This is a genomic window from Dactylosporangium sp. NPDC000521, from assembly GCF_042898305.1.
Classification (GTDB): Bacteria; Actinomycetota; Actinomycetes; order Mycobacteriales; family Micromonosporaceae; genus Dactylosporangium.
In genome coordinates, this window is sequence record NZ_JBIAYW010000006.1 from 418502 (window position 1) to 445501 (window position 27000).

Here is a 27000-nt window from a genome sequence, read left to right on the forward strand (position 1 = left end):
TGGATCGCGGTAGGAACGTGGGCCGACCCGTGAAAGGACCACATGGCCGTCAAGCCGACCGAAGAGCAACTGGCCGCACGGGACCTGTTCGCGGGTGGCAACGAGTTGGCCCTGGTCGCGGGAGCCGGGACGGGCAAGACGTCCACGCTGGTACTGATGGCCAACGCCACCCGCAGGCGTGGCCTGTACGTGGCGTTCAACCGGTCGATCGCCGACGACGCCCGGGCACGCTTCGGCGCGAATGTCGACTGCCGGACGGCGCATTCACTGGCGCACAAAGCCGTCGGGCGGGCCTACCAGACGCGGCTGAACGCCTCCGCACGCATTCCCGCGAAGGAGACCGCGCGGCTGCTGGGCATCAACCGGGACCTGTGGGTCAGTTCCCGTCCTGTTACCCGCGGCCACCAGGCGCGTCTGGTGATGGGCATGATCCGCCGGTTCTGCTACAGCACCGACCGGCAGGTGATGGCACGGCACCTCGAACCCGTCAACGGCCTGGACCTGCGGGCGCAGGACCACGTTGCCGGCGCGCTGCTGCCGTTCGCACGGAAGGCGTGGGACGACATCTGCGCACGCGACGGCGTACTGCGGTTCGAGCACGACCACTACATGAAGATGTGGGCGTTGACCGAGCCCACCCTCGACGCGGACTTCGTCCTGCTCGACGAGGCGCAGGACACCAACCCGGTGCTGGAGGAGGTGTTCCTGGCCCAGGGCGCGCAGCGGGTGTGCGTCGGTGACCCGGCGCAGCAGATCTACGGCTGGCGCAGCGCCCGGGACGTGATGACCGGTTTCCCGGCACAGCACCTGCACCTGACGCAGTCGTTCCGGTTCGGGCCGCCCATCGCCCGGGTGGCGAACCGCTGGCTCAGGCACGCCGAGTCGGACCTGCAACTGACCGGATGTGCGGAGGGCGCGTCCCACGTCGGCCCGGCGCCGGACGTCGATGCCGTGCTGTGCCGGGGCAACGCCGATGCGATGCAGGAGGTCCTCGCGTTCCTGGACCAGGGCGTCCCGGTGGCGCTGACCGGTGGTGGTGACGCCCTGCGAAAGGTCGCGCGCGCGGCGCAGGACCTGAAGTCCGGCCGGCGCACCAGTCACCCGGAGTTGTTCCTGTTCACCTCGTGGGGTGATGTGCAGGAGTACGCCGAGCACGACACCGCCGGCCAGGATCTCAAAGCGATCGTGACACTGGTCGACACGTACGGCCCGGACCTCATCATCAACGCCGTGGACCGCCTCACGGACGAGCGGTCCGCGAAGGTGACCGTGTCCACGGTGCACAAGGCCAAGGGCCGGGAATGGCCACGGGTCCGCGTCGGCGACGGCTTCATGGCGCCACCCGTCGACGACCAGGGGATGCAGCGCCCGCTCCGCCCCAGCGAGGCCCGCCTGATCTACGTCGCGGTCACCCGCGCCCGGCACCACCTCGACCCGGCGGGGCTCACCTGGATCGACGACTACGAGCAGGGCATGGCGGACACGGCCAAGGAGGGCACCGCGGCGGGAAATTCGATGATCAACCTCAATCTGACCCTTCAGCTGCGGTACCCGCAGTCGCCGGTCTCGCGGTTCATGACGGAGCACCTGCCGAACAGCGCCGGCCCGGTGCGCGACTACCTTCAGCAGATCGCCGGCTTTCCCCACCCGGTCCAGCCCATCGACGTGAAACACCCCGACTGGTCGGCGCTCGGCCACGCCATCGACCTCCGGCTCAGGCTCGCCCTCGGCAGTCCGCTCGGCGAACCGGTCCGCAGCGGCATCGACGCCCTCGGCGGCCCCATCCCACTCAAGGGAGCGCCGCCGACGCCGATCCGGGCCGCCCTCCGGTCGGCCGGTCAGGATCTGCTGTCCGCAGTCGACGCCCATCTGGCCCGAGCCACCGAGCTCGACGAAGACACCCTGTGCCGGCTGTGCTTCGTCGCCGCCTACTACGAAGACATCTACCGCACCGGCGAGATCCGGCGGTACAGCATGCTCGCCAACGCCACTGCGGTCACCACCCTCGCCACGCTCACCGCCGCCGTACCCGAGTACGCGGTCGACGACATCAGCAGTCAGATGAAGCTCGCCGAAGCGCCGTTCGCGGCGTTCCGCGCGCTGCCGGTCGAGGACCGCATCTGCGGCCCGACGTTCCACGGCAGCCAGGACATCGGCGGCGCCGACGCCGACTTCATCCTCGGCGGCATCCTGCTGGACTGCAAGGCCGCCATCCAACCCCGCCGGCTGGGCCGTGACGAGATCTACCAGCTCGCCGGCTACCTGCTGCTGGACTACGCCGACCAGTACCGCATCGACCGCATCGGCCTGTACCTGTCCCGGCAGGGCGCACTCATCGTCTGGAGCGTGCCGGACTTCCTGCGCCTGCTCGGCACCACGAAGACCGTCGCGGAGCTGCGCGGAATGTTGCGGGAACACCTCACACGGCTCGCCGCACCACTGCCCGGCCACTCCGCGGCGGCGATCGCCCGCGAGCTGCTCGGCCACTGACCACGGACATTCCTGGGCAGCGCGTTCGAGGCCGGAAACACGTGGTGATCCTGGCCGGTCCGAGCAGGCCGAGGGACACTACAAGAAGTGGCCACCTCGTCCTCCTCCGAACGCGGGTAGCCGCCCCACGAGCCACTCCACCACCGCCGAGACGGATCGCACGTCGAACGCGAAGCTCAGGTTGTCCGTGGACGACTCACAGCGCCGTGGGTGAGGGGAGAACCGATGAACCGGCCTACGGCCAGCCGGGTGAGCGCCGGCACTGCCAGACCCGCGGTCGAGGACGACGAGCTGAAGCAGTACGTGCCCGATGCGGAGCACCTGGTCGCGGAGGCCGTCGCGCTGGCGGCAGCCCAGGGCGCCGACCCCGAGCTGGTCGCGCGCTACTGGCGCCTCGTGCCCGACGAGGAGCTCGCCGGTCGCCAGGTGGCCTGGATGGTCGAGGCCACGCGGTCGCACCTGGAGTTGGCCCAGCAGCGGGTGCCCGGCGAGCTGAAACTGCGTCTGGGCACGAGTGTCGCCGACGGCACGTCGCTGGAGATCGTCACCGACGACATGCCGTTCCTCGTCGACTCGGTCACCAGCGCGCTGTCGTCCCGCAACATCGACGTGAACCTGCTGGTGCACCCGCTCGTCGTCGTGCGGCGGGCGCCGCTGGGCGCGCTGGAGCAGGTCCGGGTCGGCCTCGAGCCCGGGGACGCCGCGCCTCGCGACATCGTCGAGAGCTGGATCCGCATCGAGATCGACCGCATCCGCGACGATCACGAGCTCGAGAAGCTGCGTAACGACCTGGCCCGGGTGCTCGATGACGTGCGTGAGGCGGTCGAGGACTGGCCGAAGATGCGCAGGCAGGCGCTCGCGCTGGCCGACGAGCTCGGCGACGCGCGGCTGCCGGTGCCGGACAAGGACGTCACCGACTCCGTCGAGCTGCTGCGCTGGCTGGTGGACGACCACTTCACGTTCCTCGGCTACCGGGAGTACCGGTTGGCCAGGGGCGACGACGGTGAGGAGCTGGTGCAGGCGGTGCTCGGCTCGGGCCTGGGCATCCTGCGCGCCGACCAGACGCACCCGCGGGTGCTGAGCTCGATGACCGCCGAGGCCTACGCCAAGGCGCTGGAGAAGCGCCTGCTGATCATCACCAAGGCCAGCTCGCGTGCCACCGTGCACCGCTCGGCCTACCTGGACTACATCGGGTTCAAGCTGTTCGACGCCGACGGCGAGGTGGTCGGGGAGAAGCGGTTCCTCGGACTGTTCTCGTCGGCGGCCTATCGGGCCAGCGTGCGGGACCTGCCGGTGGTCAAGCGCAAGGTCGCCGAGGTGGTGGAGCGCTCGGGCCTCTCGCCGCGCTCCCACTCCGGCAAGGACCTGATGGAGACGCTGGAGACCTACCCGCGCGACGAGCTCTTCCAGATCACCACCGACGAGCTCTTCCGGACCGTCATGGGCGTGCTGCGCCTCGCCGGCCGCCAGCAGCTGCGGCTGTTCCTGCGCCGCGACGCCTACGGCCGCTTCATCTCCTGCCTGGTCTACCTGCCCCGCGACCGGTTCACCACCGCCAACCGGCTGCGCATCCAGCAGATCCTGCTCGCCGAGCTCAACGGCATCGGCGTCGACTACACCACCCGGGTCGGCGAGTCGAAGTTCGCCCGGATCCACTTCATCGTGCGCACCGAGCCCGGCAACCCGCCCGGCGACATCAACGTCCACCGTCTCACCGAGCGGCTCTCCGACACCACCCGGCTGTGGGACGACAGCTTCCGGCTGGCGCTGGAGCACAAGCTCCAGGACGAGCACCAGGGCAAGCTGCTCTACCAGCGATATGGCGGCGCGCTGTCGGACACGTACAAGAACGAGCACACGCCGTACGAGGCGGTGCAGGACGTCGCCAAGCTGGAGCTGCTCGACGAGCCGGGACAGCTCGTCATGCACGTCTACCGGCGCCACCAGGCCGAGAGCGACATCCGGTTCAAGGTTCTCCGCTACGGCAAGCCCATGATCCTCTCCGCCGTGCTGCCGGTGCTGCACTCGCTCGGCGTGCGGGTCACCGACGAGCGGCCCTACGAGATCGTCCGCTCCGACGGCACCATCTACATCTACGACTTCGGGCTGCGGCTGCCGCCCGACGCGCGGGCGCTCACCGAGGTGCGCCCCCACCTGGAGAACGCGTTCTCCGCCGCCTGGCGCGGTGAGGCCGAGGTCGACGGCTTCAACGCCCTGGCGCTGAAGGCCGGTCTCACCTGGCGCGAGGTCGTCGTCCTGCGGGCCTACGCGAAGTACCTGCGCCAAGCCGGCACGGTGTTCTCGCAGGACTACATGGAGACCACGCTCCTGCAGTACCCGGCGATCGCCTCGAAGCTCGTCGACCTCTTCACGGCCCGCTTCGACCTGCGGCTGCAGTTGTCCGGGACGGCGCGGTCGGAGTGGTCGAAGGAGATGGTCGCGGCGGTCAACGAAGACCTCGACACGGTGACCAGCCTCGACCAGGACCGCATCCTGCGCTCCTTCCTGCACGTCATCCAGGCCACCATGCGCACCTCGTTCTTCCAGCGCGGCGAGCAGGGGCGCCCCAAGTCGTACACGGCGTTCAAGCTCGACCCGCAGTCGATCCCCGACCTGCCGGCGCCGCGGCCGAAGTTCGAGATCTTCGTCTACTCACCGCGGTTCGAGGGTGTGCACCTGCGCTTCGGTGCGGTGGCGCGGGGCGGGCTGCGCTGGTCCGAGCGGCGTGAGGACTTCCGCACCGAGATCCTCGGCCTGGTCAAGGCGCAGGTGGTCAAGAACGCGGTCATCGTGCCGACCGGCGCCAAGGGCGGGTTCGTCCTCAAGGAGAAGCCGGGCGACCGCGACGAGGCCGTCGAGTGCTACCAGCTGTTCATCTCCGCCCTGCTCGACGTCACCGACAACCTCGACGGCGGCAAGGTCGTCGCCCCGGCCGACGTGGTCCGCCACGACCCCGACGACCCGTATCTCGTGGTCGCCGCGGACAAGGGCACCGCCACGTTCTCCGACACCGCCAACGAGATCTCGCTGCGGTACGGGTTCTGGCTCGGCGACGCGTTCGCGTCCGGCGGCTCGGCCGGCTACGACCACAAGAAGATGGGCATCACCGCCCGGGGCGCCTGGGAGTCGGTCAAGCGGCACTTCCGCGAACTCGGCGTCGACATCCAGACCACCGAGTTCACGGTGGTCGGGGTCGGTGACATGTCCGGCGACGTGTTCGGCAACGGGATGCTGCTCTCGCGGCACATCCGGCTCGTGGCCGGGTTCGACCACCGGCACATCTTCGTCGACCCGGACCCCGACGCCGCGACGTCGTTCGAGGAGCGGGCCCGGCTCTTCGCGCTGCCCCGGTCCTCCTGGGACGACTACGACAGGTCGCTGATCTCCGCCGGCGGCGGCGTCTACCCGCGGACGGCGAAGTCGATCCCGATCTCCCCGGAGGCGAAGGATGCGCTCGGCATCCCGGCGGCGGTCACCGCGCTGACGCCCAACGAGCTGATGCACGCGATCCTGTCGGCCCCGGTCGACCTGTTCTGGAACGGCGGCATCGGCACCTACGTCAAGGCCACCGCCGAGTCGCACGCCGACGTCGGCGACAAGGCCAACGACTCCATCCGGGTCAACGGCCGGGAGCTGCGCGCCAAGGTCGTCGGCGAGGGCGGCAACCTGGGCCTCACCCAGCGCGGCCGGGTCGAGTTCGCGCTCGGCGGCGGCCGCGTCGCGACCGACTTCATCGACAACTCCGCCGGTGTCGACTGCTCCGACCACGAGGTCAACATCAAGATCCTGCTCGACCGCGCGGTCGTCGACGGCGCGCTCGACCCGAAGGACCGCAACGCGCTGCTCGCCGAGATGACCGGCGAGGTCTGCGAGCTGGTCCTGAAGGACAACTACGACCAGGCCACCGCGCTGGGTGACGCCCGCGCGCAGTCCCGGCCGCTGCTGCCGGTCCACAAGCGGCTCATCGCCGACCTGGAGCGCCGTGGCCACCTCGACCGCACCCTGGAGGAGCTGCCGACCGACGAGGAGCTCGACGCGCGGGCCGAGGCCGGGCTCGGGTTGACCTCGCCGGAGTTCGCCGTCCTGCTGTCGTACGTGAAGATCGTCCTCGAGCACGAGATCCTCGACTCCAACCTCCCCGACGAGGACTGGACCACCGAGGTGCTCGTCGACTACTTCCCGACCCCGCTGCGGAAGCGCTTCGTGGAGGCGATGGCCGAGCACCCGCTCCGCCGCGAGATCGTCACCACGCAGGTGGTCAATGAGGCCGTCAACCACGGCGGCCCGGCGTTCTTCCACCGTGCCGCCGAGGAGACCGGGGCAGGCGCCGCCGACATCCTCCGGGCGTCCGTGGTGATCCGGGATGTGTACGGGCTGGGCGAGCTCCGCAGTGCCGTCGAGTCCCTCGACAACCAGGTCCCGACGGAGGCGCAGACGGCGGTCAACCTGACGACCCGCCGGCTGCTCGACCGGGCGGTCCGCTGGCTGGTCTCCAACCGGCGCCTGCCGATCGACGTCCCCGGCGAGATCGCGCGCCTACGCCCCGGCATCTCGCGCCTGCTGCCACAGCTGGAGACGCTGCTCCGCGGCCAGGAGCGCGAGGCGCTGCACACCAACGCGGCCGCACTGCGCGGGCTGGGCCTGCCGGCGGAGATCGCCGACATGACCGCCCGGATCACGTACGGCTTCGGCCTCCTCGACATCGTCGAGGTCGCCTCGCAGACCAGCCAGGACGTCAACGAGGTCGCCACGGTCTACTACGTGCTGTCGGAACGGTTCCGGGTCGACGACCTGCTGTCGAAGATCTCCAACCTGCCGAGCGAGGACCGCTGGCAGACGCTCGCCCGCGTGGCGCTGCGCTACGACCTGTACGCCGCGCTGGCCGCCCTGACGGCGGAGGTCCTCAACGCGACGGCACCCGACGACGCCGAGGCCCGCGTCGACAAGTGGGAGCAGAGCAACGCCACATTGATCGCCCGCACCCGCAACGCCATCGGCGAGTTCGGCGGGTCCCCGGGCGACCTGGCCGCCATCTCGGTGCTGCTCCGCCAGATCAGGACGCTGGTCCGCACCTCCGCCGCCTGACGCTCAGGCCGGCCGCGTGGCCCCCCGGTCAGGTCCCTGAGTCACGGTGGTCGCGCGATCCGAACTCTCGCGCCTTCCGGAATCTGCTGGCTTCGCGGCGATGTTGACGAGGGAGCAAGGGGGCCAGGCCCGCCGGAGGCACGATGTCCTGGCGCCCGGCGAATAGTGTGTCTCGCGTGACGGACGCGCAGGAGAAGACGAAACCGGTGCGCCGGTGGCGCCGGCGGGTGGTGCTCGGCGCGGCCGCCGCGCTGCTGCTCACCAGCGCGCCGTGGCTGTGGACACAGATCGCCGCGGGCGGCCACGTGCACGACGAGGCGGATGCGCCGGCTGCGGACGTCGTCATCGTGCTCGGCGGCGAGGTGGCGGCGGACCGGCGTACGCCCGCGCCGCGCCTGGCCGGCCGGCTGGAGACCGCCGCCGCGCTGGTGGACAGTGGCCGCGCCCGGGTGATCCTGGTATCCGGCGACGGCGGCGGCGAGTCCGGCGACGAGCCCGCTGTGATGACCGCGTACCTGACCGGCCTCGGCATCGATCCGCGCCGCATTGTCGCCGACCCGCACGGCCTGGACACCTACGACACGTGCGTGCGGGCGCGGGACGTCTACGGCGTCGCCCGGGCCCTGGTGGTCACCCAGGCCTACCACCTGTCCCGGGCGGTGACACTGTGCCGGCAGGTGGGCATCGACACCGACGGCGTGACCGCTCGCTGCGGCGGCTGTGCCGCCGGCCTGCTGGCTCGCAAGGCGGTGCGGGACTACTTCGCCAGCGGCAAGGCAGCCTGGGACGCGGTGCGCGGACGACCGCCGGCGGTCACCTCGCCGCCGAGCCCGCAGGTCCGAGACGCCCTGCAAGCCGGTTGATCGATCAGCCTTCGTCCAGGCGGCAGCCCGGTCGCACTGGGGACTCGACACCCGGCATGCGGCACGCGCCCTGCAAGGAGTCTGCGATCTGGCCTGGCCGGACCGAACCGCGTCCACAGTGGATGATCGAATCACGCCCTCCAACCGGAACCCGGCCAACCAGGTCGCCGAATCCCGCACGACCACGGCCATGCCGGCGTCAGCCTCCGGTTCCGCTCCGCCTCCGCCCCGACCTGTCTCTCTCTGCCTGAAAGAGACCCTCCCCGCATAGGCCTCCACCCGGCACGAACCACAAACGGTGGCGTCGATCGACGACCAGCCGTTGCCGTCGTACAGCGGCTCGGCAAGGGTCAGCGCAAGCATAAGGGCCCTCACCGGGCCGGACGGCGTGTCCGCAGGTGATAACGCAGGTGGCGGGCCGAGGGACGCAACGGCATGACGTCGTGGTCACGCGACCGCCCACCGCAAGTCACCTCCGCTCTGCCGCCGTCCGGCGTTTGCCGGCAACCGCGTGGGTACAGGCGCTCAGCATCCCGCAGTCGAGGCCGGCGTTCGTTGCCTCGACCCAGCCGGCGTGGTCGGCGCGTGCCGGCGGGGCGAGAGGAAAGGAAGAGCGTTGGTCGACGCGGGAAAACGCAGCGTCATGGGGGTGTTGGTCGACGTCATCGACTACGACGCGGCGGTCGCGAAGGTGTTCGCGGCCGCCCAGCAGCAGCGCCCGTTCATCCTGACCGCGCTGGCCGTGCACGGCGTGATGATCGGGGTGTCCGATCGGCGGCACAACGCCCGGCTGAACGCCTTCGACGTGGTCGTCCCGGACGGCCAACCGGTGCGATGGGCGCTGAACCTGCTGCACCAGGCCGAGCTGCGCGAGTGGGTGAGCGGGCCGGAACTGACCCTCCGGGTGCTGTGGCGCGCGGCCACCGAGGAGCTGCCGGTCTACCTGTACGGGTCCACGCAGCGGACCGTCGCGAAGTTGGCCGGGGCGTTGACCCGGACAGTCCCGACGCTGCGGATCGCCGGCGCCGAACCGTCGCGGTTCCGTGACGCCGAGCCGGGCGAGTACGCGCGCATCGCCGAACGTATCAACGCATCGGGAGCCCGCCTGGTCCTGGTCGGTCTCGGCTGTCCGCGGCAGGAGTCGTTCGTCCACGCGATGCGGCCGCTGCTCGCCATGCCGCTGCTGGCGGTCGGGGCCGCCTTCGACTATCACGCCGGGCTGCTGAGCTACGCACCACGCTGGATGCAACGCAACGGCCTGGCCTGGATGTGGCGGCTGGTCCTCGAGCCGCGCCGGCTGTGGCGGCGTTACCTGGTCCTCGGCCCCCGGTACCTCGTGCGGCTGTCGGCGCAGAAGGTGGGGCTGTGGGAGCCGCCCGTGCCCGTGCCCTCGCACCGGCCGGCCGAACCCGCACCGGTCTGACCGCGCTCGCCTGTTCATCGATCGACCGAGGCGGAGGACTCATGTGCGGAATCACCGGAATCGTAGTGGCCGGCGGCGGGCCTGCCGTGGACGAGGATCGGCTGCGCGCCATGTGTGGCAGCCTCGCCCACCGGGGCCCGGACGAGGATGGCTTCTTCATCACCGCCACCGCCGGCCTGGCGGTGCGGCGGCTGGCGGTCATCGACGTGCTGCACGGCCGGCAGCCGGTGCGGTCCGAGGACGGCACAGTGCACGCGGTGCTCAACGGCGCGATCTACAACCATCAAAGGCTGCGGCAGTACCTCGCCGCGCGCGGCCACACCTTCCGCTCCGGCAACGACGCCGAGGTGATCCCGCACCTGTACGAGGAGTTCGGCACCGACTTCGCGCGGCACCTGGAAGGCATGTTCGCCATCGCCCTGTACGACAGCGCCCGCCACCGGCTGGTCCTGTGCCGCGACCGGGTCGGGGTGAAGCCGCTGCACTACGCCGAGCGCCCCGACGGCCTCGTGTTCGGCTCGGAGATCAAGGCGGTGCTGTGCGCGATCCCCGATCGGACACCGGACCTGCAGGCGTTCAGCGCGTACCTGTCGCTGATGTACGTGCCCGCACCGCGGACGATGTACCGGGAGATCCGCAAGCTCGAACCGGGCACGACGCTGATCTGGCAGGACAACCGCTGCACGCCGCAGCGCTACTGGGCGCTCGCCGACGTGCCGCAGCGGTCCCACCTCACCGCCGCCCGCGCGAGTGCGATCCTGCGTGACCTCACGGTCGAGTGCGTCCGCCAGCAACTGGCGGCCGACGTGCCGGTGGGCTTCTTCCTCAGCGGCGGCATGGACTCCGGCACGGTCGTCGCGGCCGCCCGGCGCGCACTGCCTGACGCCACGCTGAAGACCTACTCGGTGGGCTTCGCCGACCGGTCGTACGACGAACGCACCGGGGCCGCCCTCGTCGCGGACAGGTTCGGCACCGACCACACCGAGCTCGTGGTCGAACCGACGGCGGCGGACGTCATGGATGGCATCCTGCCGGCCTTCGACGAGCCGTTCGCCGACCCGTCGATGGTGCCCACCTACTACCTGTGCCGCCTCGCCCGCCGGGACGTGACGGTGGCGTTGAGCGGCGACGGCGGGGACGAGCTCTTCGCCGGTTACCTCACGTACCAGGCCGACAAGTACGCCCGCTACTACCGCCACCTGCCGCGCGCGGTGACGGCCGGGATCGTGCCGGGCCTGCTGCGCTTCCTTCCGCGCTCCAGCGCCAGGGCGAGCTTCGACTTCAAGGCCCGTCGCTTCGCCGACAACGCCCTCGAGGAGCCCGGCCGCAGTCACTACCTGTGGCGGGTCGTGTTCCGGGAGGCGCACAAGGCGCGGCTGCTGCAGCCGGACGTGCTCGCCGAGCTGTGCGACACGTACGACACGCACGAGGCGCACTACGAAGCCGGCGCCGGCTTCGACCGGCTGACCCGGTTCCAGTACACCGACACCCACGTCTACCTGCCCGACGACGTGCTGACGAAGGTCGACCGGGTGAGCATGGCGCACTCCCTGGAGGTACGGGTTCCGCTGCTGGCCACGTCGATGCTCGAGTTCGCCTTCTCGTTGCCGGGCTCGATGAAGTTCCCGGGCCGGCAACCGAAACGGCTGCTGCGGCAGGCGATGGCCGGCCTGCTGCCGCCACGGACGCTCGCCATGGGCAAGAAGGGCTTCAACGCCCCGCTGCCGCATTGGCTGCGCGGCGAGTTCCGGCCGCTGGTGCGCGAGTACCTGAGCCAGGACATCCTGCGGCGGCAGGGCTATCTGCGCTTCGACGCGGTGAACGAGATCGTCGAGCGCCACCTCAGTGGCGTGGCCGAACACGCCCGCGAGATCTGGATCCTGCTGCTGTTCACCATGTGGGCCGAGCGGGAGAAGGCATACCGATGACGACGGCGCCTGCCCGCCTGCTCTGGAGGTCCGACATCCCGTGAGAATCTGGTGGCTGCTCTTCCCGCTGCTGCTGGCCCTGCTGCCCGCCGTCGTCCTCACCTCCTCCGTCCCCCGGCGGGTCCGGGCCTGGGCCTGCCGGGTCGCCTTCATCGTCACCGCGGCGCTGATCGCCGCGCCGTGGATCTGGCTGCGCCTCGACCACGAGGTGCCGGCACGGGTCGCCATGATCCTGATCACCGGATCGCTCGCCGGCGGGATCGTGCTCAGCGGCGCCACCGCCGGGATCGTCGAGGACAACGCGCCGCCGTCGCCCGCCGTCCAGCAGGCGGTCCTGGGGTACCACAAGGGCTGCACCATGCGCCCGGTACCGCGGGGCAAGCGGGTCCTGGACGTGACCGGTGCTCTCGTCGGCCTGGCGTTCACGTTGCCGCTGTGGCCGATCATCGGACTGCTCATCTGGTTCGAGGAGCCCGGGCCGATCTTCTTCACCAAGAACTCCGTGGGCCGCGGCGGCCGCACGTTCCGCCAGTTCAAGTTCCGCAGCATGCGGTACGGCGCCGAGCGGCTCACGGGACCGGTCGTGTCGCCCGCCGGTGACCCGCGCACGCTCAAGGTCGGTCGCCGGCTCCGTCGCTGGCACCTCGACGAGCTCCCCGAGCTGATCAACGTGCTCAGCGGCTCGATGAGCCTGGTCGGGCCGCGGCCGCTGCGCACTGTGCTCGTCCGCAAGCACCTCGAGTCGGTGCCCGGCTACACCGAACGGCACACGGTGCGGCCCGGCATCGCCTGCATCGCCCAGATCGAGAGGTTCCACATGCCGCCGCAGGAGCGGCTGGCGAAGGACCTCGCCTACATCGAGCACCAGAGCGTGCGGCTCGACCTGCAACTGCTCGTCCGCGCCGTGCTGACCACGGTCCGCGGCGAGCGTCACTACGACGAGCCGGTGCTCGCTGCGCCCGCTCCCGCCGCGGTGCTGGCGAGCCGGGCCGACGGACAGCTGCCGGGCCGGACCGACGGACAGCTGCCGAGGCTGGTTGACCATGCCGGCCAGACCCAGGACGCCTGAGCGGACGCGCATCCCGCGCGCCCGAGGCCGGCTCGCCGGTGCCGGGCTGCTCGACCAGAGCGTCATCGCCGCCGCCAACTCGGCGAACACCCTCCTGGGTGGGATCCTGCTGCCCAAAGGGCAGTTCGGCGCGCTCGCCCTGGCGCTGGCGGTGGGCTACTTCGCGACGTGCCTCAATCGGGCGATCGTCGGTGACGTGCTGCTCGCGCTGGCATCGCGCCACGACGGCGAGCCCCGCGTGCGCCTGGCCCGCAACGGCCTGGCCACGGCGCTGTGCTCCGGCCTGATCACCACCGTCGTCTTCGTGGTCCTGTGGGCTCTCTACCCCGGCCACGGCGAGATCGACCTGCGCCAGCTCATCTGGCTCGCGCCGTTCATGGTCCCGATCATGCTGCACGACACCGCCCGCTTCGACTATCTGGCCGACCGCCGCCCGGACAAAGCCCTCGGCATCGACCTGGTCTGGGCCGGCACCCAGGCCGTCGTGGTCGTCATCATGATCCTCACCCACACCTCCAGCGCCGGCGGGCTGCTCACCGGCTGGGGCCTCGGTGCCACCGCCGGCATCACCGTCTACCTCATCCGCGAACACCGGCTGCCCTGGCAGGGCAGCCCGCTGGCCTGGCTGGCCGACACCAGGCAGCTGTCCGGCTGGTTCACCATCACCGCCATCGTGGCCCAGGTCCAGGTCCTGGCGATCAGCTTCATCGTCGCCGGCCGCCTGTCCAAGATCGACCTGGCCAACCTGCGCTTCGTGCAAACCGTCCAGCTCCAACCCGTGCAGAACCTGATCACCGCCATCCAGAACCTGCTGGTCCCCCACATCTCCCGCAGTGCCGCCAACGCCGCCGAACCCGGCCCCGAAGGCGCCCGAGCCGCCCTCGCCCTGCGCCGCCAGACCCGCCGACTGGCGATCGCCTTCGCCATCGTCGGCGCGCTCATGGTGCTCACCTGCTGGCCCGTCGTCTCCTACGTACTGGTCCACACCCGGAAGTTCGCCGAAGCCGCCCCACTGGTCCTGCCCATCGCCCTGCAATGCGCGCTCTACCTGTTCCAGGTCCCCTTCACCGCCGCCATGCGCGGCATGCACCGCGCCCGGATGCTCTTCGTGCAGTACGTCTTTTTCGTCGTCGTCTCCCTCAGCGGCCTCACCTTCGGCGCCGACCACGGCGGCCTGCCCGGCGCCGCCTGGGGCCTGCTCACCGGCTCAACCGCCAGCCTGATCTGCATGGTCACCCTGTACGCCTACGCCCTGAGACGGGTCCAGGAAGTGCCCGAGCGCCCGGCGGAGCGGGTCTCGATCACCCACCTGCCGGAGCTGGAACGGCAGCGGGCCGCCGCCGCCGAGCTCTGAGCCGTAGCCGGCCGTCGACCCTACAACGACCCCTGGTTGCCGTACTCAAGTCTTCTCGTCACCACCGCAGCGTGTTCTCATGCCGGGAGGCGGCGATCCCGCCTGCTTACCTCGGTCTGTGGAAGGTGAACGATGCGCAGAAGATCAACGGTACGGCTGGCGGTCATGACCGCTGCCGTGGCGAGTTTCATGGTGACGGGTGGCGGGTCCAGCGTGGCCGGCACGGCCGGTGCGGCCGGCACCGTGCATGCCTCTGCGGGAGCCGCGGCGTGCGACCCGGGTGCCAGCGGGGCGCGGATGAGCATGGGCGCCACCGCTCAGGAGCCGGAGCTGTACTCGAAGAACGAAGCGAACGCCTACGGTGTGATCAAGGATTCGCCGCGTCTGGCCAACGGCAGCGTCACCGTCCCCACGGTCTTTCACATGATCTCCGACCACCCGTTCAGCGCGGCCGAGAAGGACCGGTGGAACACGCTGATCGCGGCACAGATGGCGGTGCTCAACGACTCGTACGCGGGTCGCACGGCCGCGGACGCGTCCGACACGCCGTTCCGGTTCTCGCTCACCAGCACGACCTGGACGGTGAACAGCGACTGGTACACCGTCGTGCCGGGCAAGAACGAGCGGGACATGAAGCGGGCGCTGTACACCGGCGACGCCCGCACCCTCAACGTGTACGCGGGCAACATCGGCGGCGGGCTGCTCGGCTGGGCGTACTTCCCCAAGGGGTACAACAACGGCCGCGACTACATCGACGGCGTGGTCATGCTCGACGAGTCGATGCCCGGCGGGACGGCCGGCAAGTACGCCGAGGGCGACACCCTGACGCACGAGGTCGGGCACTGGCTGATGCTGGAGCACACCTTCGCGCACGGGTGCGCCGCGTCCGGCGACTACGTGGCCGACACCCCGCGCGAGGCCATCCCTCAGTTCAACTGCCCGGTCGGCGCGGACACGTGCAGCGCTCCCGGGCTGGACCCGATCCACAACTTCATGGACTACTCGCAGGACTCGTGCATGAACATGTTCACCGCCGGGCAGGCGGAGCGGATGAGTGACGCCTGGGTGGCATTCCGCGCCGGTGGCGGGAAGTAGCCAGGAATCGAAGCCGACGGCCCGCAGCGCACGACCCGGTGCGCTGCGGGCCGTGTCATGTCCGCAGCGCACCGGATCGCCGCCGACGTCAGGCGCTCCCGCCGGTCGCGGAAGCATGGAGCGCTGCGCCGGGGAACGGCGCTGAGCATCCCGGTTCCGCTGCCGCCGCCGCGACAGGCATGACCCGGGCGCCATTTGTAAAGCACCTTGCCCTTTGCTCGGGCCCATGCCATCCTGGCTGGACTGGGGATCGTCAAATGCAAATGCCTAGTAGGCCGGTGCGTTCTGCGAGAGGACCGTCATGGCCACCCCCTCCCTGCCACGACGACTCGGCGGGGCCCTCACCGGCCTCGGCGTTGTCGCCGCCCTCCTGTCCGCCACCACCGCTCCCGCCGCCGCCGCGACCGCTGTCGCGTTCAGCTCGGTCGTCCCGGTCCCGGTCACGGCCACCGCCACGCCCGGGGTCAGCCACGGCATCACCGCGTCCACCACCATCTACGCCGCGCCCGGTTCCGCACCGGCGGCGGCCATCGCCAACCAGCTCGCCGCCCGGCTGCGGGTCTCGACCGGGCTGCCGCTGCCGGTCGTCACCACCGTCGCCGGCCCGGCCGACGGGATCGCCCTGCTGCTCACCGGTGCGCCGCCCAGCGTCGGCGCCGAGGGCTACCAGCTCGACGTCACCGCGAGCGCGATCACCATCCGGGCGAACCAGCCCGCCGGGCTGTTCCGCGGCGTGCAGACGCTGCGGCAGCTGCTGCCCGTGACCGCGGACGCGGCGACACTCCAGTCCGGACCATGGCCGGTGCCGGGCGGGCAGATCATCGACCACCCGCGGTTCGCGCACCGCGGTGCGATGCTCGACGTGGCGCGGCACTTCTTCACCGTGGCCCAGGTCCAGCGGTACCTCGACCAGCTCGCGTTGTACAAGATCAACGTGCTGCACCTGCACCTGTCCGACGACCAGGGCTGGCGCATCGCCGTCAACTCCTGGCCGAATCTGGCGACCTACGGCGGCGGCACGCAGGTCGGCGGCGGGCCGGGCGGCTACTACACCCAGGCGGACTACACGGCGATCGTGAACTACGCGGCCGACCGGTACATCACGGTCATTCCCGAGATCGACATGCCCGGGCACACCAATGCCGCGCTCGCCTCGTACGCGCAGCTCAACTGCGACGGCGTGGCGCCGGCCCGGTACACGGGCACGCAGGTCGGGTTCAGTTCGCTGTGCGTGCCGCTGGAGCTGACGTACACGTTCATCGACCAGGTGATCGGGGAGATCGCCGCGCTGACCCCGGGACCGTACGTGCACATCGGCGGCGACGAGGCCAGCTCCACCACCGCGGCCGACTACTCGTCCTTCATCAACCGGGTACAGCAGATCGTCGCAGCGCACGGCAAGACCGTCGTCGGATGGCACGACGTGGCCAACGCGACCCTGCCGCCCTCGACGGTCGCCCAGTTCTGGGGCACCACCACCAGCAACGCGCCGCTGGCCGCGGCGGTGGCGAACGGTACCAAGGTGGTCATGTCCCCGGCCAACAAGACCTACCTGGACATGAAGTACCGCAACAACACGAGGCTCGGTCAGAAGTGGGCCGGTCTCATCGACGTGAACACGGCGTACGAATGGAACCCGGGCGCCTACCTCACCGGTGCCGGCGAGACCGCCGTGCTCGGCGTCGAGGCACCGCTGTGGTCGGAAACGCTCGTGACCACGGCCGACATCGAGTACATGGCCTTCCCGCGGCTGCCCGCGATCGCCGAGCTGGGCTGGTCGCCATGGAGCACGCACAACCTCACCGCGTTCAAGCAGCGCCTCGGTGCGCAGGGACCACGCTGGAACGTCATGGGCATCAACTACTACCACTCGACCCAGGTCACCTGGCCGAGCGGCTCGTAACCGCCGGCGGAGCCGCAGCGCCACCGGGCTTGCGGCTCCGCATACCGTCGGAGGTGCAAATTGTCACGAAATCGGATGATGTATCGGCGGGCGCTGGCCACGCTCCTGCTCACCGTGACCTCGGTCCTGACCATCGGTGCGCTCGGCCCCGGCGGCGCCTCGGCCGCCACCGTGGGCTCCACCGAGCTGACCTCGGGCTGGGCCCTGCGCTCCGCCACCGGCCTGGCCGACACCGGCGCCACGATCTCCCAGGTCGGCTACCCGGCCGCCGGCTGGAGCCCGGTCACCCTGCCCTCGACCGTGCTGGCCGGGCTGGTGGCGAACAACGTCTACACCGACATCTACGCCGGCACGAACCTGCAGTCCGTGCCGGACCTGACCGGCCAGGACTGGTGGTACCGCGGCCAGTTCACCGCCGCGGCCGCGAGCCCCGGGCAGGTCTACTGGCTGCGGCTGCAGGGCCTGAGCTACCGCGCCCAGGTCTGGCTCAACGGCACGCAGCTCGACGCGAACGCCGTCGGCACGTTCGTCTCGCACGAGTACAACGTCACCGGCGCCATCGTGCCCGGCGCGTTGAACGCCATCGCGATCCGGGTGACCCCGCCGCAGCACGCCTGCGCCGACCTGTCGGTGTGCACCGTCGACTGGAACCCTGAGGCGCCCGACATGAACGCCGGCATCTGGGGCCGCACGTCCGTCGACACGACGGGCCCGGTCGCCGTCCGTGACCCGTACGTCAGAACCGTCCTGCCACTGCCCGCCACCAATGCGGCCGACCTCACCGTCTACGCCGACGCGATCAACGCGACGGCGGCGCCGGTCACCACGACCGTCACCGCCACCATCAGCAAGCCGGGCCAGCCGACGATCACGGCCGGCCAGACCGTGACACTGGCGGCGGGGGAACGCCGCGAGCTCGTCTTCGATCCCGCCGGTTACCCGCAGCTGCACGTCGTCAACCCCGTGCTGTGGTGGCCGTACCAGTTCGGCAGCCCCGAGCTGTACCAGGTCACGACGGTGGCAAGCGTTTCCGGGGCGGCGTCCGACAGCAAGACGATCAGGTTCGGCGTCCGGCAGTTCACCGACTACCGCACGACGGTGCAGGGCACCTCCTTCGTCGGGTACAAGGTCAACGGCCAGCCGATCCTGTTCCGCGGCGGCGGGTACGTCTGGGACCTGCTGCAACGGTGGGACACCAGGACGAACAAGGCGCACGTCGACTACGTGAAGGGCATGGGCCTCAACACGATCCGCCTCGAAGGGACGCTCGGCAACCAGGAGCTCTACGACCTCGCCGACGCGGCCGGCATCATGATCATGCCGGGGTTCGTCTGCTGCAGCGCCTGGGAGAACGACAGCGGTTGGACGGCGGAGCAGACCACCGTCGCCCAGGCATCGCTCAACACCCAGATGCGGGCCCTGCGCGCGCACGCCAGCACGTTCATGTGGAACTACGGCAGCGACCAGCCGCCGACGGCGGCGCATCTGACCGCGTACAAGAACATCGCCGCCGGCCTGCACTGGCAGAACCCGACCGTGGACAACGTCGCGACCTGGTCCAACGCGAACGCGGGCATGAAGATGGACGGTCCCTACAAGTGGGAGCCGCCGGTGCTGTGGTGGGACCTCACCCGCCAGGGCTCGGCGTTCGGGACCACCGGTGAGGAGGGCACCGAGGCGCCGCCGCCGCTGGAGAGCCTCTCGCGGTTCCTCACCCCGGCACAGACCTGGCCGGTCGGCAACGCGGCCTGGAACTACCACGTGGGCCGGGGCGGCAGCGTCTTCGACAACACCGACGTCTACACCACCGCCCTCAACCGGCGGTACGGCACCACGACCAGCGCCGCGGACTACTCGAAGAAGTCCGAGGTGATGAACTACGAGAACACCCGCTCGTTCTTCGAGGCGTGGAGCGCCCGGCAGCACACCCAGTCGTTCGGCAGCATCTGGTGGATGCAGAACAACGCCTGGCCGGCGCTGCACTGGAACCTGTACGACTACTACTTCAAGCCGGGCGGATCGTTCTACGGCACCAGGAAGGCCACCGAGCCGGTCCACATCGCCTACGACTACTTCAGCCGCAACGCATACGTCGTGAACTCCACCCTCACCGGCCGGACCGGGCTGACCGCCACCGCCACGGTGTACAACGTCCCGGACCTGACCCAGAAGTACACCACCAGCATCGCGGTCAGCGCGCCCGCGAACGCCTCCGCGCCGATCTTGACGCTGCCGGCGATCACCGGACTGACGTCGACCTACTTCGTCCGCCTCCAGCTGAAGGACTCCAGCGGCACGACCGTCAGCAACAACCTCTACTGGTACTCCACCACGGCCGACGCGCTGGGCAACAAGAAGAACTGGTACTCCACCAGCGTCAAGACCTACGCCAACCTCACCGGGCTGAACAGCCTCGCCGCCAACACCGGCGTCACCACGGGCGTGTCCCGATCGGTCGCCGGCGGGCAGGAGACGGTCACGATCACGTTGACCAACACGAGCCCGGCCAACATCGCGTTCTTCGTACGCCCAGAGGTGACCGCCGGCAACGGCGGCAACGAGGTCGTGCCGGTCTCCTACACCGACAACTACGTCTCGCTCTTCCCCGGCGAGTCGACCCGGGTCACGGCGGTCTACGCCACCGCTGACCTGGGCGGGTCGCCCGCCTACCTGCGGGTACGCGGCTACAACGTCCCGACCGTCTCGGTGCCGGTGCCTTGATCCGGAGCGCGGGGGCGGTGGGTCAGCGGCCCGCCGCCCCGGCGTCGCCGGTGTCAGCGGGCGGGTGCCGTCCGTTCGAGGACCAGGTCGCGGGCCTCGGTCAGGCCGACGGCGAGCGCGCCGAGCAGGACGGCGTCCGTGCCGAGTGTGGAGACCTCGATGCGGGGCGGATGCAGCGCGACGAGGTTGCGGAGCCGCTCGGCGACCGGGGCGGTGAGCAGGTCGCCGGGCTGGCTGCCGACGCCGCCGCCGAGGACGACGAGCTCCGGATCGAGCACCGCCGTGATCCCGGCGAGCGCGTGGCTGACATGGTCCACCACTCTGGACACGACCAGCCGCGCGGTCTCGTCGCCGGCGCGGGCGGCGTCGAAGACGTCCTTCGCGTTCGCCGCGTCGTGCAGGCCCAGCCGCTGCGCCAGCGCGACCACACCGTCGGCGGAGGCCACCGACTCGAACATGCCGCGGCGTCGCGCGGCGGGCGCGTCCAGCAGGGGGTCGCCTTCACCGACCGGCAGGTAGCCGATCTCGCCGGCCGCGCCGCGGAACCCCCGGTACAGCTTGCCGTCGATCATGATGCCCATGCCGGTGCCGGTGCCGATGGAGACGTAGACGAAATGCCGGACGCCGCGGCCGAGACCGTAGCTCGCCTCACCGACGGCCGCCAGGTCGACGTCGTTCTCCACCACATACGTCGAGCCGGCGATGCCCGCCAGCCGCTCGACGCTCCCGCGCCGGTCCCAGCCGGGCAGGTTCGGTGCCAGGTGCAGGGCGCCGGTCGCCTTGTCGTGGATGCCCGGGGTGCCGAAGACGGCGAGCGTGATGTCGTTGCGCGTGATGCCGGCCGTGGCGACCATCTCCTCGGCGAGGCGGGTGAGCTGCGCGACGAGGTCGCGGGCCCGGGTCCCCCGCGACGACTCGTCCTTGCGCGCGACGATCGTGCCGACCAGATTGGCCAGGCCGACGCGGACGTAGGAGCGGCCGACGTCGACCGCGAACACCCAGCCCGCTTCGGGGCGCACCTCGTACAGCACCGCGGAGCGTCCGGCCACCCCCGCGCGCATCCCGACCTGGCGCAGCAGCCCGGCGCGTTCGAGGTTGGTGAGCGCCACGGCCACCGTGGGTTTCGACAGCCCGGTGTGCTGGGCCAGCTCGGGGCGCGACACCCTGCCCAGCCGGAAGGTCTCGGCGAAGACGGCGCGCTCGTTCATCACCCGCAGCACGCTGGTCGTGCTCGCGGTGCCGGTGGTCTGCACCTGACCAGCGTGCCACACCAATTAAGAAAGGTCATTTATCAAATTTGTAAAGGACCTTGTCAAGGTTCGCCGGGTGGCTCAGCATGCTTGCAGAACCCTTCTCAGGAAAGGTGTCCCTCCGTGAGAGCCAGATGGTTCGTCGCAGTCGTGGTCGTCGCGGCCACCGCTGTCAGCGGGTGTGGCGGCAACGCCAAAGACAAGCCGGCCGGCAACGACGCGCCGACGATCGCGTTGTTCCTGCCGGAGTCCAAGACGACCCGATACGAGGCGTTCGACCGGCCACTGTTCGAGGCCAAGGTGAAGGCGCTGTGCGCCGACTGCAAGCTGCTCTACGCCAACGCCGACCAGGACGCCGCCAAGCAACAGCAGCAGGTGGAGGCCGCCCTGGCCCAGGGCGCCGACGTGCTGGTGCTCGACGCCGTCGACGCCGGCGCGGTCGCGTCGCTGGTGAACCAGGCCAAGCAGAAGAAGGTGCCGGTCATCGCGTACGACCGGTTGATCTCCGAGATCAGCTACGAGTACTACGTCTCCTTCAACAACGTCCGGGTCGGCGAGATGCAGGGCCAGGCCCTGCTCGACGCGCTGACCAAGGCCGGGACGGCCGACAAGGGCAAGATCGTCATGCTCAACGGCGCCCCGACCGACCCCAGCTCGGCCGACTACAAGACCGGTGCGCACAAGGTCCTCGACGGCAAGGTCCAGATCGGCCGCGAGTTCGACACGCCCGACTGGAGCCCGGACAAGGCCCAGCAGGAGATGGAGCAGGCCATCACCGCGCTCGGCCGGGACACCATCGTCGGGGTCCTGTCCGCCAACGACGGCATGGCCGGCGGTGCGATCGCGGCGATGAAGCGCGCCGGCTACCCGACCCTGCCGCCGATCACCGGCCAGGACGCGGAACTCGCGGCGGTGCAACGGATCCTGACCGGAGAGCAGTACATGACCATCTACCTCGACATCCGTCAGGAGGCGGAGAAGTCCGCGGAACTGGCCGTCGCACTCGCCAAGGGCGAGAAGCCGGCCGCGCCGGCGAAGGTCGCCAACGGCACCGCGGACATCCCCGCGTTCCTGCTCGACCCGATCGCGGTCACCGCCGACCGGATCAAGGACACCATCGTCAAGGACGGCTTCTACAAGGCGTCCGACATCTGCACCGGACCGGTCGTCCCGGCGTGCGCCAAGGCGGGAATCCAGTAGTGCTCGCCGCCTCGAACATCAGCAAACGCTACGGTGCGGTCCAGGCTCTCGACGGGGTGAGCCTGGACCTGCCGGACGGCGAGGTGGTCGCCCTGGTGGGCGACAACGGCGCCGGCAAGTCGACCCTCGTCAAGGTCCTCTCCGGCGTCGTCACCGCGGACGACGGGGCGATCGAGCAGGACGGCCGCCCGGTCCGGATCGGGACCCCGCACGAGGCGCAGCAGCTCGGCGTGTCGACCGTCCACCAGGACCTCGCGCTCTGCGAGAACCTCGACGTCGTCGGCAACCTGTTCCTCGGCGCCGAACGCCGTCGCTGGACGGTGCTCGACCACATCCGGATGGAGCGCTCGGCACGGGACCTGCTGTCCTCGCTGGACGTCCGGATCCGTGACATCCGGGTGCCCGTCGCGATGCTCTCCGGCGGCCAGCGGCAGTCCGTCGCCATCGCCCGGGCGCTCATCGGCGAGCCGCGGGTCGTGATCCTCGACGAGCCGACCGCCGCGCTCGGCGTCGAACAGACCGCGCAGGTGCTCGACCTGATCCGCCGCCTGCGCGACCGGGGGCTGGCGGTGCTCGTCATCTCCCACAACCTGGCCGACGTCCGAGCCGTGAGCGACCGGATCGTGGTGCTCCGGCTGGGCCGCAACGCCGGCGAGTTCAGCACCGCGGCGTCCACCCCGGAGGCCGTCGTCGCCGCCATCACCGGAGGCGCCGCATGACCACGACACTCGTCAAGCCGCTGCGACCGTTGCGCGCGGCGACGCGTACCGACCTCGGCGCATGGCCGGTCGTCGGCGGCCTGATCCTGATCGCGGTCGTGTTCGGGTCCCTCAACGAGCACTTCCTGTCGGCGGAGAACCTCACCAACCTGGCCCTGCAGATGGCGGCCACCGGCACCATCTCACTCGGCATCATCATGGTGATCCTGCTCGGCGAGATCGACCTGTCGGCCGGCTCGGTCAGCGGCCTGTGCGCGGTCGTCATGACGATCCTGTCCGTGCGCCACGGCTGGAACCCGCTGGTCGCGGTCGCCGCGGCGCTCGGCTGCGCCGTGCTGGTCGGCCTGCTGCACGGCTGGATGTTCACCAAGCTGCGGATGCCCTCGTTCGTCGTCACGCTCGCCGGGCTGATCGGCTGGCAGGGCCTGATGCTGTACCTGCTGGGCCGCGGCGGGACGATCAACCTGCCGTTCGACGGGTTTCTCGCGCGGTTGAGCGACACCTGGCTGCCGCCGTGGGCCGGCTGGCTGGTGGCCGCGCTCGTCGTCGCCGGCTGGAGCGCCGGCGCACTGGTCAACCGGCGGCTGCGCCGCGAGGCGGACCTGCCGGTCACCTCCGGCCTGTGGCTGACCCTGCGGCTGGCCGGCCTGGCCGCCGTCCTCTCGGTGGTGGTGCTGGTGCTGACGGCCGACCGCGGGGTGCCGCTGCTGCTCGTCATCTTCGGCACCCTGGTCGTGTGCCTGGACCTGATGCTGCGGCACACCGTCTTCGGCCGTCACATGTACGCGGTCGGCGGCAACGCCGAGGCGGCGCGCCGGGCCGGAATCAACATCACCCGGATCCGTGTCCTCGCGTTCGTCGCCGGGTCCACCCTGGCCGCGTTCGGCGGGATTCTCGCGGCCAGCCGGCTCGCCGCGGTCAACCAGAGCTCCGGCGGCAGCGACACCCTGCTCATGGCGATCGCCGCGGCGGTCATCGGCGGCACGTCGCTGTTCGGCGGCCGGGGCCGGGCCTACGCCGCGCTGCTGGGGATCCTGGTGATCCAGTCGATCACCAACGGCATGCTGCTGCTCAGCGTCGACTCCTCGGTGCGGTTCATGGTCACCGCCGCGGTACTCGCCGTAGCCGTGGCCATCGACTCGCTCGCCCGGCGGGGGCAGCCCAGGTGACGCGGCAGGTACTGGCGATCGACTTCGGTGGCACCAAGGTCGCGCTGGGAACGGCGGCCGTCGACGCGCCCGACGGCCGCCCGTACACCGTGATGCGCCTGCCCACCCGGGGCGCCGCGGGGGCGCTGCAGGTCGTCGAGCGCACCCTGACCGCCGCGCGGGAACTGCTCAGCACCCCGGCAGCGGTGGGGGTCTCGACCTTCGGCGTGGTCCGCGACGACGTGATCCGCCTGGCCCCGAACGTGCCCGGATGGGACGGCATGGCACTGCCCCAGCTCCTGCGTACCGAGTTCGGCGACACCCCCGTCGCGATCGACAACGACGTCAACGCCGGTGCCGCCGCCGAGCTGCGCTGGGGAGCCCTCCGCGGCGTCGACGTCGGCCTCTACGTCAACCTGGGCACCGGTCTGGCCGCCGCGCTGGTGGCCGGCGGCCGGGTCCTGCCCGGTGCCCACGGCGCCGCGGGCGAGATCGGCTACCTGCGCGACTCCGCCTCCGCCCCGGCCTTCGCCGACGGCCACGCCCCGCTGGAGGAGGCGGTCTCCGGCAGCGCCCTGGCCCGCCGTGGCTCAGCCCTGCTCGGCCGGGAGGTGACCGCCGCCGACCTGTTCGACCTGCACGCCGAACCCGGCGTCGGCGAACTGCTGGACGAGGCACTGGACACCCTGTCCCGGACGATCGCCAACCTCTGCATCACCCTCGACCCGCAACGCGTCGTCATCGGCGGCGGCCTGATGGGTGCCGCCCCGCACATCCTCCCGCGGGTGGCGACTGCCCTCACCCGCTCGGTGCCCTTCCCGCCACAGCTCACGACCGCCACCTTCGTCGACGACGCCCCGCTCGTCGGTGCCCTGGCCCTGGCCCTGGCCCTGGCGTGATCCGATCGGGTTGGGTCCCAAGTGGTCCCGAGCCGCACCCGGTCCGGATCACGATGGCTGATCTTCACCAAGGCCGCGAGAAGGCCGTTGAACTGGGCTCGCACCCCTGGTCAACGGCCTTCGAACGCTGCCGGGACGGCGGTCAAGAGGTACGCGGGCAGGGGCGGGCACCACCGTGCGGCTACGATCGAGCGACCGTCGACGCTGGAAGGGACCGCCGGCCAATGCAGACTCCCCCGTGGCCGCCGGTGCGGACACGGTCGCTCGTCGTCGCGGCTGGGGCGCTCGTCGCGGTGCCGGTCGTCGTCGTCCTGCTGGCACTCACCGCGTTCTCCAGCTCACCGAGCGGTCGCGGGCTGCTGCTGACCGCGCCGCAGACCGGGGCCGTCCCGGCGAACGCGCTCGTCCACACGGGATTCGAGGACGGCACCCAGGGCTGGAAGGCGCAGGGCGGCGGGCAGGTCCGCCAGTCGACCACAGCGGCACACGGCGGGCGGCACAGCCTGCTCGTCACCGGCAAGGACGGCAAACGGCCCGGCGCGTCGCTGGACCTCGCCGGGAAGCTGCGCCCCGGCACCGTCTACGGGGTGTCGGTGTGGCTGCGGCTGCCCGCGCACGACCCGGGGGCCAGGCTGCGGCTCGGGATGTCGTGGGGCTGGGCGTCCGCGGTCCAGGACACCGTCCTCACGTCGGCCGACGTGACCGCGGGCGACTGGGTGCGGCTCGAGGCCCGGTACACCCCGGTGGCCGCGGTCGACGTCCTCACCGCGGACATCAGCCCGGTCAGCGGCGACGGCGAGTTCCACGTCGACGACTTCACGGTGGTGCCGCTGCCGGACCGCCCGCAGGTCACGGTGCCGTCGCTGAAGGAGGTGTTCGGTGAGAGTTTCGAGATCGGGGCGGCTGTCGGGCAGCAGCAGCTCGCCGGCATGGAGGCCGACCTGCTGAAGCGGCAGTTCGGGTCGGTGACCCCGACGAACGCGCTCAAGTGGACGGCGACGGAGCCGCAGCCGCAGGCGTACCGGTTCGCCGCGGCCGACGCGATCGTGGACTTCGCGACCGCCAACGGGATGAAGGTCCGCGGGCACACCCTCGTGTGGCACAACCAGACCCCGGACTGGGTGTTCCTCGACCCGGCGGGTAAGCCGATGACCCCCACGGCGGAGAACAAGGCCCTGCTGCTGCAGCGGATGGAGAGCCACATCGCGGCGGTCGTCGGGCAGTACCGCGGCAGGATCCAGACCTGGGACGTCGTCAACGAGGTGATCGCCGACGACGGCACGATGCGCGCGAGCCGCTGGTTTCAGCTCGCCGGCCTCGACTACATCAAGCGGGCGTTCCAGGCCGCGCGACTCGCCGACCCGGCCGCGAAGCTGTGCGTCAACGACTTCAACCTGAGCCAGCCGACCCGCCGCGACGCGATGTACCAGCTCGTCTCCACCCTGAAGGCCGAGGGCGTCCCGATCGACTGCATCGGCAACCAGACCCACGTCAACATCGCCGCCCCGGCGGCGGCGCAGGTGTCGGCGGCGATCGAGAAGTTCGCCAAGCTCGGCGTCGAACAGCAGGTCACCGAGCTCGACGTGAGCGTCTACACCGACAACACGTCCGTCTACACGACCGTCCAGCCGGCGCTGCTGGCCCGGCAGGCGGTGCAGTACCAGGCGCTGTTCGGGGTGTACCTCAAGCACCGCGACAAGATCGGCTCGGTGACGTTCTGGGGGCTCGCCGACAACGACTCGTGGCTGCACACGTACCCGATCCCGCGGACGGACGCGCCGCTGCTGTTCGACACCGGCCTGGCGCCGAAGCCCGCGTTCTGGGCGGTCGCCGGTAGTCGCCAGGCGAACTGA

Annotated in this window: 16 protein-coding genes; 15 read left to right on the forward strand and 1 reads right to left on the reverse strand. The window is 70.6% G+C overall.

Annotated features, from left to right (window positions below):
* Positions 1 to 42 precede the first annotated feature (42 nt).
* The 10 genes from ACFY3L_RS22285 to ACFY3L_RS22330 all read left to right on the forward strand — a co-directional run bounded on the left by ACFY3L_RS22285 (position 43) and on the right by ACFY3L_RS22330 (position 19931).
* A complete protein-coding gene (locus ACFY3L_RS22285; RefSeq protein ID WP_389326983.1) occupies positions 43 to 2490 on the forward strand; it encodes a UvrD-helicase domain-containing protein in 2448 nt (815 codons plus the stop codon).
* A gap of 225 nt (positions 2491 to 2715) precedes the next feature.
* Positions 2716 to 7575: an NAD-glutamate dehydrogenase gene (locus ACFY3L_RS22290; protein ID WP_389326986.1), complete on the forward strand. Its 4860-nt coding sequence runs from the start codon at positions 2716 to 2718 to the stop codon at positions 7573 to 7575.
* Between the two features lie 176 nt (positions 7576 to 7751).
* Positions 7752 to 8438 (forward strand): vancomycin high temperature exclusion protein, encoded by a 687-nt coding sequence (locus tag ACFY3L_RS22295; protein ID WP_389326989.1) that lies wholly within the window; start codon positions 7752 to 7754, stop codon positions 8436 to 8438.
* Between the two features lie 643 nt (positions 8439 to 9081).
* A complete protein-coding gene (locus tag ACFY3L_RS22300) occupies positions 9082 to 9861 on the forward strand; it encodes a WecB/TagA/CpsF family glycosyltransferase (protein WP_389326992.1) in 780 nt (259 codons plus the stop codon).
* Between the two features lie 41 nt (positions 9862 to 9902).
* Complete coding sequence (asnB, locus tag ACFY3L_RS22305) at positions 9903 to 11789, forward strand: asparagine synthase (glutamine-hydrolyzing) (protein WP_389326995.1); 1887 nt, start codon at positions 9903 to 9905, stop codon at positions 11787 to 11789.
* Positions 11790 to 11829: 40 nt separating this feature from the next.
* Positions 11830 to 12858 carry a sugar transferase gene (locus ACFY3L_RS22310; protein WP_389326998.1) on the forward strand — a complete coding sequence of 343 codons (1029 nt, stop codon included), beginning with the start codon at positions 11830 to 11832 and terminating at the stop codon, positions 12856 to 12858.
* On the forward strand, positions 12833 to 14212 hold the full coding sequence (locus tag ACFY3L_RS22315) for a hypothetical protein (RefSeq protein WP_389327001.1): 1380 nt from the start codon (positions 12833 to 12835) through the stop codon (positions 14210 to 14212). Before ACFY3L_RS22310 ends, ACFY3L_RS22315 begins: the two co-directional genes overlap by 26 nt.
* 132 nt (positions 14213 to 14344) lie before the next feature.
* Positions 14345 to 15307, forward strand: coding sequence for a zinc metalloprotease (locus tag ACFY3L_RS22320; RefSeq protein WP_389327004.1), 963 nt, complete (start codon positions 14345 to 14347; stop codon positions 15305 to 15307).
* 301 nt (positions 15308 to 15608) lie between these two features.
* Complete coding sequence (locus ACFY3L_RS22325; RefSeq protein WP_389327007.1) at positions 15609 to 17210, forward strand: family 20 glycosylhydrolase; 1602 nt, start codon at positions 15609 to 15611, stop codon at positions 17208 to 17210.
* A 75-nt stretch (positions 17211 to 17285) separates the two neighbouring features.
* Positions 17286 to 19931 (forward strand): hypothetical protein, encoded by a 2646-nt coding sequence (locus ACFY3L_RS22330; protein WP_389327010.1) that lies wholly within the window; start codon positions 17286 to 17288, stop codon positions 19929 to 19931.
* A gap of 53 nt (positions 19932 to 19984) precedes the next feature.
* On the opposite strand, the gene ACFY3L_RS22335 is transcribed toward ACFY3L_RS22330, so the two are convergent.
* Positions 19985 to 21184 carry an ROK family protein gene (locus ACFY3L_RS22335; protein ID WP_389327013.1) on the reverse strand — a complete coding sequence of 400 codons (1200 nt, stop codon included), beginning with the start codon at positions 21182 to 21184 and terminating at the stop codon, positions 19985 to 19987.
* Positions 21185 to 21304: 120 nt separating this feature from the next.
* Between ACFY3L_RS22335 and ACFY3L_RS22340 the strand changes: the two genes are divergently transcribed.
* From ACFY3L_RS22340 to ACFY3L_RS22360, 5 genes are all read left to right on the forward strand, one after another.
* Positions 21305 to 22381 carry a sugar ABC transporter substrate-binding protein gene (locus tag ACFY3L_RS22340; RefSeq protein WP_389327016.1) on the forward strand — a complete coding sequence of 359 codons (1077 nt, stop codon included), beginning with the start codon at positions 21305 to 21307 and terminating at the stop codon, positions 22379 to 22381.
* Entirely contained in the window at positions 22381 to 23100 is a 720-nt protein-coding gene (locus tag ACFY3L_RS22345; protein ID WP_389327018.1) for an ATP-binding cassette domain-containing protein, read from the forward strand. The genes ACFY3L_RS22340 and ACFY3L_RS22345 overlap by 1 nt, the downstream gene beginning before the upstream one ends.
* A complete protein-coding gene (locus ACFY3L_RS22350; protein WP_389327021.1) occupies positions 23097 to 24269 on the forward strand; it encodes a sugar ABC transporter permease in 1173 nt (390 codons plus the stop codon). Before ACFY3L_RS22345 ends, ACFY3L_RS22350 begins: the two co-directional genes overlap by 4 nt.
* Positions 24266 to 25147, forward strand: coding sequence for an ROK family protein (locus ACFY3L_RS22355; protein WP_389327024.1), 882 nt, complete (start codon positions 24266 to 24268; stop codon positions 25145 to 25147). The genes ACFY3L_RS22350 and ACFY3L_RS22355 overlap by 4 nt, the downstream gene beginning before the upstream one ends.
* A gap of 224 nt (positions 25148 to 25371) precedes the next feature.
* Positions 25372 to 27000, forward strand: a complete 1629-nt coding sequence (locus ACFY3L_RS22360; protein ID WP_389327027.1) for an endo-1,4-beta-xylanase — start codon at positions 25372 to 25374, stop codon at positions 26998 to 27000.

Bases quoted from the DNA above. Each gene is read 5' to 3' on its own strand.
- ACFY3L_RS22350 (WP_389327021.1), top strand. From the start codon at position 23,097: ATGACCACGACACTCGTCAAGCCGCTGCGACCGTTGCGCGCGGCGACG.
- ACFY3L_RS22320 (WP_389327004.1), top strand. From the start codon at position 14,345: ATGCGCAGAAGATCAACGGTACGGCTGGCGGTCATGACCGCTGCCGTG.
- ACFY3L_RS22290 (WP_389326986.1), top strand. From the start codon at position 2,716: ATGAACCGGCCTACGGCCAGCCGGGTGAGCGCCGGCACTGCCAGACCC.
- ACFY3L_RS22330 (WP_389327010.1), top strand. From the start codon at position 17,286: ATGATGTATCGGCGGGCGCTGGCCACGCTCCTGCTCACCGTGACCTCG.
- ACFY3L_RS22360 (WP_389327027.1), top strand. From the start codon at position 25,372: ATGCAGACTCCCCCGTGGCCGCCGGTGCGGACACGGTCGCTCGTCGTC.
- ACFY3L_RS22315 (WP_389327001.1), top strand. From the start codon at position 12,833: ATGCCGGCCAGACCCAGGACGCCTGAGCGGACGCGCATCCCGCGCGCC.
- asnB (WP_389326995.1), top strand. From the start codon at position 9,903: ATGTGCGGAATCACCGGAATCGTAGTGGCCGGCGGCGGGCCTGCCGTG.
- ACFY3L_RS22300 (WP_389326992.1), top strand. From the start codon at position 9,082: ATGGGGGTGTTGGTCGACGTCATCGACTACGACGCGGCGGTCGCGAAG.
- ACFY3L_RS22325 (WP_389327007.1), top strand. From the start codon at position 15,609: ATGGCCACCCCCTCCCTGCCACGACGACTCGGCGGGGCCCTCACCGGC.
- ACFY3L_RS22285 (WP_389326983.1), top strand. From the start codon at position 43: ATGGCCGTCAAGCCGACCGAAGAGCAACTGGCCGCACGGGACCTGTTC.